This is a genomic window from Sphingopyxis sp. sgz302558 (assembly GCF_057220455.1).
In genome coordinates, this window is record NZ_JBXPUZ010000015.1 from 1 (window position 1) to 9,449 (window position 9,449).

Genomic DNA, 9,449 nt, shown 5'->3' on the forward strand with positions numbered 1-9,449 from the left:
GGCCAACACTAGCGATGGAGGCGTCAATGCACTAACAATCCGATCGGACCACTCGGTGGGGGCCGGTCACCCGCTGTTCCGCCATTGAAACGGGGAAAATGACAATGGTCAAGAGTATTCAGCAGGGTGAGGAAGTTGGGGTGGGCGATGGGTTCACAATGATAGGAGTCGATTCATTATGAAGTCGCGGACGTTACTTCCCCCGCGACGCGCCATTATGTGAAGCCATGTTCAGATATCGATGGGGACCGGAAATAACGCGAGATGGGGATACAGGAGATTTAGAGTATATGTCTAAGGAGGACCATGCAGCGCGATTGGCAGGAGTCATTTGTCACAACAACTTCGGATTTTAAGTTTACCCGAATGAATTATCTATGCCATGTTCCACCGTGCTGCGACTCGCGTCACATTTCGTCTGTAGTAATTGTAGCGGATAAAATTCAGACTTCCAGCATAAGCGAAAGGGCAATAAATGTCCAAACCAACCAGGGATCGCTTCGACAGTCTCGAGGCCGTGGTTGATTATGCCAACTCGCTGCTGCCTGCCGATGATGCGGGGGGAATGGCGCTAGAGGCAATCGGGGAAGATTGGGGAGAATACGAAGGCGGAAACCCGGTTGTCGAATGGCAGGACGATGGCCGGACTGGCCTGCTCGTGAACCCGATCATCTATCATCGCCAGGATGGCAGCGACTGGCCGGTTCCGGCAGGCGCGTGGCTTGACGGCGCGTCAATCCCGCAGCCATTGTGGTCGCTGGTGGGCGGCCCGCAGGAAGGCAAGTATCGCAAGGCCTCGATCGTCCACGACCATTACTGCATCGTCAAGACCCGGACCTGGCAGGACACGCATCGCATGTTCCATGACGCGATGCGGTGCAGTGGCGTCGGCAAGGCGCGGGCCATGGTGATGTTCTATGCGGTCTGGCGCTTCGGGCCAGACTGGCCTGCGACCAGTTCGCTCGAAGATCTGAGCGCGCGGGCTGCGCCCGCGCGCAGGATCGATCGCGTCGCGCTTGAAAGCTTTGCGCGCGACGCCGAGGCGATCGTGCAGCACGAGCTCGATCTCGACGAAGTGACCGCTCTGGCCGAGGCGCGCGGCGCGGCGAGCGGTGTGGGCGCACTCGAAGGGATTGCCGAGGCGACCAGGGCAGACCGCGCCGCCATGCTGGTCATCGCCGGAGGAAGCGGCACCGCGCAAGACGTTGCAACCGTCGCCACACACGCTGCGGCATTACCCGATTATGTCGTCGATCATTTCATCAGGGAAAACATCCGGATTGTCGCCTGTCGCGATTCTGTGACCGACTTCGAGAAGTCACTGCGCGGCAAAACGCCGCGTGGATGGGAGGCGGTCAAGCGGACTTGGGATTCGGTGCCGGGCTCATATTTTGGGGGCAGCCGCAAGCGCGTGGTGATTGCGACTGTCGATGGTGCCGTTCCAACAAAGACAAGCGGACTGCACGGTTCGGACGATCTGGTTGTCCACGAATCGCTGCACGGTTTCGACTATTCCGGCAATCACGCGATTCTCGGCCATGCAGGGTTTCGGAACGCACGCGAGTCCGATCGCAACGGACTATCCGACTACGAGCGGCAGGACGGACAGGCAGGACTGGAGGAAACTTTCGCCGAAACCGGCGCACAATTCTGCGTGGATCCCGACGCGCTCGGAGAACGCTGCCCGAAACTCAAGGCGTTCTGGGATGGGATGCCGGTGGCCGGTGCGGCGGATTTGGATGGGCAATCGCTTGAAGGCACTGCGAATCAGCGCGGGCCGCTCGGCACTGTTACACGCACAGCCGACGGCACGCTGCATTTCGACCTGCGCGCCGAGGACGAGGGTGGCGCCATCGGCCACGCGCGGCTGACCGTCGAGCATGGTGCGCCCGAGCACAAGGCTCTGGAAGCGCGGCTATTCCCGGACGAAGGAAGCCTTGAGAGCTTCGGGGAGCGCACCGCCCTTTTTTATCCATGAACCATTAGCTTGTTGGAGGAGACGAGACATGAAAACCAATCCGCTCGAAGCGATCGATACTCTGGAAATCGATGTACCCAACGCGCTCGAAGTACTGGAGAACACGCCGTCCAAGCTCGATCTCTCTACGCTGCCTCCGGTGGTGGTCTCGGGGACCACGCTGATTGATTTCGGCGCTACGCCAAGCCCGGTGTTGCGCTCGTCGGTGTCATTGGCATTGCTGTTTGCCAGCCGCGCCGCCAACAAGGCGGTCAAGGAAGGCGACGACGAGGATGACTGGCTCGCTGCCTATACCGAGACTCTGTCCGACCTCGGGTTTCGCGTCAGCGGCAGCCAGATCGTCCATTCGACCTTCAAGAAGAAGAACGTTGCGGTCCATAAGGCGATCATTCCTTTCCTGACTTTGGCCTTCGGCGGTGGCGCAGTTGGCGCGCTCATAATCCAGGCGCTCAAGAGCTTGCAGGAAATGGACGCCGATGCGGCATGGATCACCTTGTTCGACAAGCAGTCGCGCCGCTTCAGCGTGAGCGAAATGCATTTCGCAGCGGTCGGCAGCGACGAGACTGATACGACGATCCACTATGCGATCGCCCGCCTAAATGTCGATACCAAAGGGGTACAGATCCTGTTCTTCAAGTTCTCGACTAACAACGCCGAGTTCGACAGCACTACCACAAGGATGACCGCAGACAACGGTCTGCTCGCGGCGGCGGAACCGAAGCTTAGAGCCCGGTTGCTCAGCATCATCGACGACACGATCGCGGGCAGGGAAATTTAAAGCGGGCGTAATCGGAGAGACTGCTATGACCTGGAACAAGGTACTTTACGAAAAAGAGCAGGAACTGCCAAACGAGTTCAACGAGGAACTCGCATTGGCGCTGCTCGCCGCCTATCCTTCTCTGTTCCGAGAGCAACTATTTCGGCGATTGCGCAATCGCTGGGGGATCGATGTAGCCGACGACATCACGTCGCTGGATCATGATGGCAGAACTATTCTCGACAAAATCGTTCTGCATGCACAAACTTACAGCCGCCGCCTCGACCTGCTGGCGCTGGCGTGGACCGACAAGCCGGGCAACGACAAACTTGACCCACTGTTCAGACGATACATCACGAATGTGGAAGGGGTGAAGGCGAAATATGGCGCTGCTGGATCGTCCCCGCTCGCTCCGCCGCCCGAGCCCGCGCTGGAAAAGCTGGTCACCGACACGTCGCTGCTCGGCGATTTGTCGAGCTGGCTGGCTGGATTGACTCGCCTGTCACACGCTCTTTGCCGAATTTCCGTCGGCGACAAGGTCAAGGGAACCGGCTTTTTGGTTGGCAAGCGCACAGTGCTGACCAACTACCACGTTATCGAAGGTGCTATTTGCGCACAGGCGCATGGTGCCAGCATCCTGTGCGAGTTCGATTACCATGGAGCAGCACCGCACCCTGTCCCTTATGGCGGGCTAGATGGGTCGGGATGGCTTATCGAAAAGAGCAAGTATTCGCAAAGCGACCTCACCGGTATTGGCGAGCCGGAGGAAGGCGAACTTGATTATGCTGTGATCCGGCTCGCTAAGCATGTCGAGCCAAGCCGTCTGGCGATGGAGTGGCCGAAAACCGCTCCGATCGTGTCGCAGAACGATTTCGTCGCAATCGGACAACATCCCGGGGGCGACCATAGCAAAGTCGCGTTCGGCAGGGTGCTCGAATACCCTGGCGGCCTTCGCTATCGCTACGATGTCACCACCGAGGGCGGCAGCTCGGGATCACCGGTGCTCGACTTCAATCTCGATCTGGTTGGTCTGCACCATGCTGCCGATCCATTAGCCAATCCGAAATATAACCAAGGTGTACCAATCTGGCGGATCATGAAAGCGCTCGAAGCGAAAGGGTGCAACATTGCGACGTTCTGAATTCAATAGGCAGGTGAGGTGATTAGTGCCTTCGTCGCTCGGAAATGTGGACCTTGAAGCCATGACCAATGCGATAGTTGCGGCGTATCCAGATAAGGAAATGCTCTATAACGTCCTGCGCAACAAATGGGGTATGCGGGTCTCGGATTGGGTCTTCACAGAGCGCGCGGGCAACCTCGTAGTCGCCGACCTCGTCGATCTCAGCAATTCGCAGGGCCGCGCGCTCGATCTTTTGCAGCTGGTCTGGGACGACATGCAGACCCAATTGCGACCGTTGCAAACCTTGGCGGCGCGCCTGCTTACTAGTCCCACGCCGATCGAATCAAGCGTGGGCACAGCTTTCGAGAGGCTGAAGCGGGCCACAGGCGACATGGCGCTCGAAGGTCTTCAAGTCGGCATCGATATGGTTGGTGCTGCCCCACCATTGGATCCGGTCGCGAAAGTGCGCAGCGGCGTCTGCATTGTCAAAGCAGGGGGCCACGCACGGGCTACGGGCTTTCTTGTCGGTCCGACGACGGTGCTGACCAGCTTTTCGGGTATCGCCCATGCGCTGCAATCAGGAGGTGAGGGCGTGCTGGTGCAATTCGAGGACACGGCTTCCCATGGCGGCGAAGCCTTCATTGCGGCGAGCGGCGAGGACTGGCTCATGGTCAGCCGCGACTTTGGCATGGCGCTGGCGATGTCGGGCGAATCCGCAGGCTTCGGCCTATCCGCCGACGAAGAGGCATGCGCACTCGATTTCGCGCTCATCAAGCTCGGGCGCCCGGCCCGGGGCCGCGCGATCCTTCGCCTTCCGCACGAAGTGCCAATCGCGATTCCCGGCGACGACGTGACGGTGTTGCTCTATTCTAGGGCGCACAATTTCCAAGCTTCGTCCGGTCACTTGCTCGCCTATTCGCAGGAGGGGACGCGGGTGCACTATGATGCCGAGACCGGGCCGGGAAGCGCAGGCGCACCGGTGCTCACGCGCGACGGCATCCTGATCGCACTCCACCACGCCCGGGTCCCCTCGCTCGTCGGATCCGATAAAGGCGATTCCGGAGCTTGCGTCGGCGAAGGTATCCCGATCTGGCGCATCCGCGAAGCGATTGCCGAAAGCGGTATCGATCCGGACTCGCTTTGAGCGATGGCAACAGCGATTCAACTTGAACGGCTCGACTCCATCATGAGCCGCGCGTTCGGCATACAGGGCGGTTATCAAGAGCTTAATGGCGTTACTTTGAACGCTGTCGGCATTAATATCTACGAGGAAGTCGGCGCCGATCAGGCACCGATGAAGGACGTGGTAGAACGATTGCGGATTCTCCTTCAGGCCGAGATTCCACGGGCAAAAGCTTGCCTTCAGGCCCTCTTCAAGCACCTAGCCGGAAACTTCGAGCTGCGTGACTGGATCGCAGAGGTCTGCCCGGCGATGCTTGCCGAAGTTTCTCAGGAAAGTTTCGAGGCAGCGCGGCCTAACTATGAAGCCCAGCGGCTCCAACGGCGGGTGTTGATGGTTACAGAGACTCTGAAAACCCTCGCGCCGACTTTGGACTTGGCTAGTAAGACGCTTGCACGCGAAATGATCGAACGACTGGACGATCTATATGGCTACAAGAATATCCACGAACGACTGCATCTGCTGCAAATGACAGTGCTCACCGAGTTCGCTCGCAACTCGCAAGAGGAGATTTCGCCCCGTGATCGCAAGGAAAGCAGTGAGAGCCAGATTTACAGTCTTGAACTTGCATGTGATTTTATCGGCAGTCAGTTTAGTGATCGGCCGTCTGAGTGTGAGGAGGTCAGGCAACGCGACCTCGTGATCAAAAAGATTCGTGGGATTCTCACGTTACTGGCGGATCATGACGTTGGCCTGATAGAAACCACCGATGCTGCATCAGTGCTACTTCGCCAGTTACTGCGCAAACATATGCCCCAATTCGACAGCCTGTTGATAGGCGCGTCGGAGCAAATTCCATTCGGTGCATTCGCCGATACTTTGCGTAAACTGCCTCAGCCCGAACAACCTGCGGACAAGAAAAAGGAAGAAGATGCGGTGTTGTTCACCAACGTTGGCAGGAATTTCGAGGATATTGCTGCTCGGCTGATCATGCGGCGGCAGGTCCATCGCAATTGGCAACAAGTCGAAGCGACGGTGGCCAATATCGAGGATATGGAAGTTAGCGCCGGTAGCGAAATCGTGCTCGACAGCCATATGCTGAACCTCAATGATCTGCTCGGCGAAATTGCCCGATTATCCGGCGAACCCTTGGTTGCCGAACTGACTAGGTTTGACGGAAATGCAATCGGGTCCAGAGAAACTCGCGGAGATTCATTTCGTGATGAATTCAAAGCTTTTTCAAAGGCTTGTCGGAGCCGATTTCACCGCGCTGACTCCGACCTGCTCAAAGATTGCGGCCTACTCAAGCAGTTGCAATCACCGCTCAAGGTTTTGATTGGAGATTAGTGATGGATGGAACGTCCCCTGTCGCCATCAGCCAGTTGCGCGAACGCCACCTCGCCTTGATGGCTGAGTGGCGGTTAATCGCTGGCTCTTCTCGATCAACGAAACTAGCCAACCAGTTGCGCCTCGATGTCCACGCGGCCGGTGTTGATATTACTACTCCGGTCGAGCGCGATGAGGCACAAGGCATCATCGACTACTGGGCTTCGTCAATAGCCTCGCTCGAAGGCCAGTCCTATCCCGAACTGCTTACGCTACTGCCGTACGAAGGCAAGGCCGCCCTGGCCGCCGGAAAGGCGTCAGCACAAGTCTACCAAGAGCTGGAAAGCGGTGAAGAAAGGCGGATCGCGCGCTCGGTATTTGAGGATTTGCTCAACAAAGGATTGCAAGGGGACATCGAGCGTATGGCCCCCTATGAGCGGCGTGTGTTGTTCCGTCATTCCGGCGCCGCAAACCGAGAGACCTTCGATCGAATTCTGGACAAGTTCGAGGCAAGCGGGGCGCTGGTGCGGATTGCGGGAGACACGCAAGATAGCGATCGCTTCCAAGTCACAGACGGTCGGATCTCAACACACTGGCCTGAGCTCGACAAATGGCTCGACCAAAACGTGGAATATTACCTGCGATTGCCGACCTTGACCGAGGCGGCCGAGCGATGGCGAAAGTCTGGCAAGGATCCGCTTCAGCTGCTGCGCGGGAACACGCTCGACAAGATTGATCGGTTTCGCGGCGAGAACGATCAGATAGACGAGTACATCGACGCGAGCCAGGCGGCGCAAAAGTCGCTTGAACGGCGGTGGCGGTTCCTTGCGCTTACTCTTGTTGCTGTTGTCGCGGTTGTTGTGGTTGCTGCGGCAGTACTTGTGGTACTAAGCGAAAACCTGATCAAGGACATTAGATCGTACAAAGCAGACATCAAGGCTCAGGAACGGCCGGATGTAAATGCTAAGGCGCTACAAGCCGCGGCCGATGCAAAGGGACAAGAGCTTCCTGCCGCAGCTGATGGACCGCAGGAGCCCAAGGATATTGGGCAGACGCTGACCCCGCCTGTCAAAGTGACCGATGCCTCCAGTCACGGTCCTGAGCTTCCTGCAGACGGTGCGATCTGGTTGGGCAGCGAAGAATTGCCTCAGGTTTCGCTTGTGAATGTCGGTAATACAAACGGCTTCGCCAGTGCCAGACCGGGTATGCGTTACCGCGTACGCACCGACATCTACTTGCGCGAGAAACCACCGCAAGGAACCCAATATGCTACGACAAGACCGCTGGCCGTTGTTCCTGCAGGTAGTCTGGTCGAGCTGCGTGGAGAACCCGTCGGCTATGATCGACCAACCGGCGTGCAATACTGGGCTAAGGTAAATGTAATCCCACGAGTCTATATCCAATACGACGGAGCAAAACCCGCCAGAATCGAAGATTTGCGCAACAAGCTCGCCCGAGTTGGCTTCGACGTGCCTCCCGCCGAGCAAACCGACGCGGCCCGCGAATTTTCTGAAGTCCGCTTCTTCAATCGCTACGACAAAGAAAACGCAGGCCGGCTCCTTGCGGCATTGCAGGGTGAGGCTGCTGGGCCTCTTGCTGTGTCGTGCCGGTCGATGGTTGGTTCAAGGTATTCGGGCGATAATTTCGTCCTTGAATTGTGGATCGATTTCAGTCTGGGAAAGAAGACTTCAGCAAACCCAAAATGCCACGAATAACTGACAATCTCTCATTCAAGTTGGTGCAATCAGCTCGGCCTTCGTTATTGGCGTCACCATAATTGAAACGACTAGCAAGCCGATGAGTAGGCGAACGATGCTTCCGCCTAATGAATGGCTAAAAGGGTGGCCGGGCTTGCAATCCCGGCCACCCGCTCCTTCTAAAAGGAGTGTCGGCTAGGCGCTTCTCGGCAGTCCAACCGTTTTTGGAGCCAGTCGAGCACTACAGTCTCAACCCACCCCACCCGGGCAGGGCCGAGGTGTACCCGCTTGGGGAATTGCCCGGCCCGTTCCAATCGTGCGATGTTCTGCGGCGAGTACAGAACCAACTCCTTGAGCTGACGCTTTGATAGTATCCTCATCACGATGTTCCCATTGAAGTGAGCATCGCGATGCCCCGGTTACGACAATATCCAGGCAGACTGAGGCTATCAGGATCGTGGGGAGTCGCCATTGATCTGCCCCCTTCTGAGTGGTCCAAAATTGATGATATTTTGGATGACGAAGGAGACATGGAATGCCGAGCAAGAAGGATCGCCCGGAAGAGATTATNCTTCTGAGTGGTCCAAAATTGATGATATTTTGGATGACGAAGGAGACATGGAATGCCGAGCAAGAAGGATCGCCCGGAAGAGATTATCGGCAAGCTGCGTGAAGCGGAGGTTGTGCTGGCGCAGGGCGCCACGACCGCCGAGGCGTGCCGTCGGATCGCGATCAGCGAGCAGACCTACTATCGTTGGCGCAAGGAATACGGCGGCCTGAAGACCGATCAGGCGCGTCGAATGAAGGATCTAGAGAAGGAGAATGCGCGGCTTCGTCTTGCGATATCCGACCTGACGCTCGACAAGCTGATCCTGCAGGAGGCTGCTCGGGGAAACTTCTGAGCCCCGCGCGCCGAAGGCGCTGTATCGACCACATCAGAATGATGATGCCGGTGTCCGAGCGGCGGCTCTGCCGCGTGCTCGGGCAGCACCGATCGACACAGCGCAAGGCGCCCCGCGGGGCGGATGACGAAGCAGCTCTGACCGAGGATATCATCGCGCTGGCCCGGCAATATGGTCGCTATGGCTATCGCCGGGCGACGGCGTTGCTGCGTCATGCGGGGTGGCATGTGAACCGCAAGCGGGTCGAGCGCATCTGGCGTCGCGAGGGGCTCAAAGTGCCGCAAAGGCAGCCGAAGCGCGGGCGGCTGTGGCTGAACGACGGATCATGCATCCGGCTCCGGCCGGAATATCCCGGGCTCGTCTGGTCCTACGACTTCGTCGAGGGCCGCACCCATGACGGGCGCAAATACCGGATCCTGTCGATCATCGACGAGGCGAGCCGGGAGTGCCTGGCGTTGCCGGTGGCGCGTAAGCTCAAGAGCGACGACGTGCTCGCGGCACTGGCCGAGCTGTTCGTCACGCGTGGGCCGCCGGCGCATATACGATCGG

At 58.1% G+C, this 9,449-nt stretch carries 7 protein-coding genes and 1 pseudogene; 7 read left to right on the top strand and 1 reads right to left on the bottom strand.

Translation table 11 applies throughout. From position 1 onward, the window contains the following. Positions 1 to 565: 565 nt before the first annotated feature. The 6 genes from AC2TC0_RS15890 to AC2TC0_RS15915 are packed head-to-tail and all read left to right on the top strand — an operon-like array spanning position 566 to position 8,016. A complete protein-coding gene (locus tag AC2TC0_RS15890) occupies positions 566 to 1,978 on the top strand; it encodes a DUF1353 domain-containing protein (RefSeq protein ID WP_484718426.1) in 1,413 nt (470 codons plus the stop codon). A 28-nt stretch (positions 1,979 to 2,006) separates the two neighbouring features. Then, entirely contained in the window at positions 2,007 to 2,756 is a 750-nt protein-coding gene (locus AC2TC0_RS15895; protein ID WP_484718427.1) for a hypothetical protein, read from the top strand. A 25-nt stretch (positions 2,757 to 2,781) separates the two neighbouring features. Then, a complete protein-coding gene (locus tag AC2TC0_RS15900) occupies positions 2,782 to 3,876 on the top strand; it encodes a trypsin-like serine peptidase (protein ID WP_484718428.1) in 1,095 nt (364 codons plus the stop codon). 25 nt (positions 3,877 to 3,901) lie between these two features. Beyond that, positions 3,902 to 4,999, top strand: a complete 1,098-nt coding sequence (locus AC2TC0_RS15905; protein ID WP_484718429.1) for a trypsin-like serine peptidase — start codon at positions 3,902 to 3,904, stop codon at positions 4,997 to 4,999. A gap of 3 nt (positions 5,000 to 5,002) precedes the next feature. Further along, positions 5,003 to 6,322, top strand: a complete 1,320-nt coding sequence (locus AC2TC0_RS15910; protein WP_484718430.1) for a hypothetical protein — start codon at positions 5,003 to 5,005, stop codon at positions 6,320 to 6,322. A 2-nt stretch (positions 6,323 to 6,324) separates the two neighbouring features. Next, positions 6,325 to 8,016, top strand: coding sequence for an nSTAND1 domain-containing NTPase (locus AC2TC0_RS15915; RefSeq protein ID WP_484718432.1), 1,692 nt, complete (start codon positions 6,325 to 6,327; stop codon positions 8,014 to 8,016). A 161-nt stretch (positions 8,017 to 8,177) separates the two neighbouring features. Here the strand turns inward: AC2TC0_RS15915 and AC2TC0_RS15920 are convergent, their stop codons facing one another. Beyond that, on the bottom strand, positions 8,178 to 8,378 hold the full coding sequence (locus AC2TC0_RS15920; protein ID WP_484718431.1) for a helix-turn-helix transcriptional regulator: 201 nt from the start codon (positions 8,376 to 8,378) through the stop codon (positions 8,178 to 8,180). Between the two features lie 243 nt (positions 8,379 to 8,621). Here AC2TC0_RS15920 and AC2TC0_RS15925 point away from each other — a divergent pair. Then, positions 8,622 to 9,449 (top strand): annotated as a pseudogene (locus AC2TC0_RS15925) (IS3 family transposase); the annotation flags it as partial.

Bases quoted from the DNA above. Each gene is read 5' to 3' on its own strand.
- AC2TC0_RS15890 (WP_484718426.1), top strand. From the start codon at position 566: ATGGCGCTAGAGGCAATCGGGGAAGATTGGGGAGAATACGAAGGCGGA.
- AC2TC0_RS15895 (WP_484718427.1), top strand. From the start codon at position 2,007: ATGAAAACCAATCCGCTCGAAGCGATCGATACTCTGGAAATCGATGTA.
- AC2TC0_RS15900 (WP_484718428.1), top strand. From the start codon at position 2,782: ATGACCTGGAACAAGGTACTTTACGAAAAAGAGCAGGAACTGCCAAAC.
- AC2TC0_RS15910 (WP_484718430.1), top strand. From the start codon at position 5,003: ATGGCAACAGCGATTCAACTTGAACGGCTCGACTCCATCATGAGCCGC.
- AC2TC0_RS15915 (WP_484718432.1), top strand. From the start codon at position 6,325: ATGGATGGAACGTCCCCTGTCGCCATCAGCCAGTTGCGCGAACGCCAC.
- AC2TC0_RS15920 (WP_484718431.1), bottom strand. From the start codon at position 8,378: ATGAGGATACTATCAAAGCGTCAGCTCAAGGAGTTGGTTCTGTACTCG.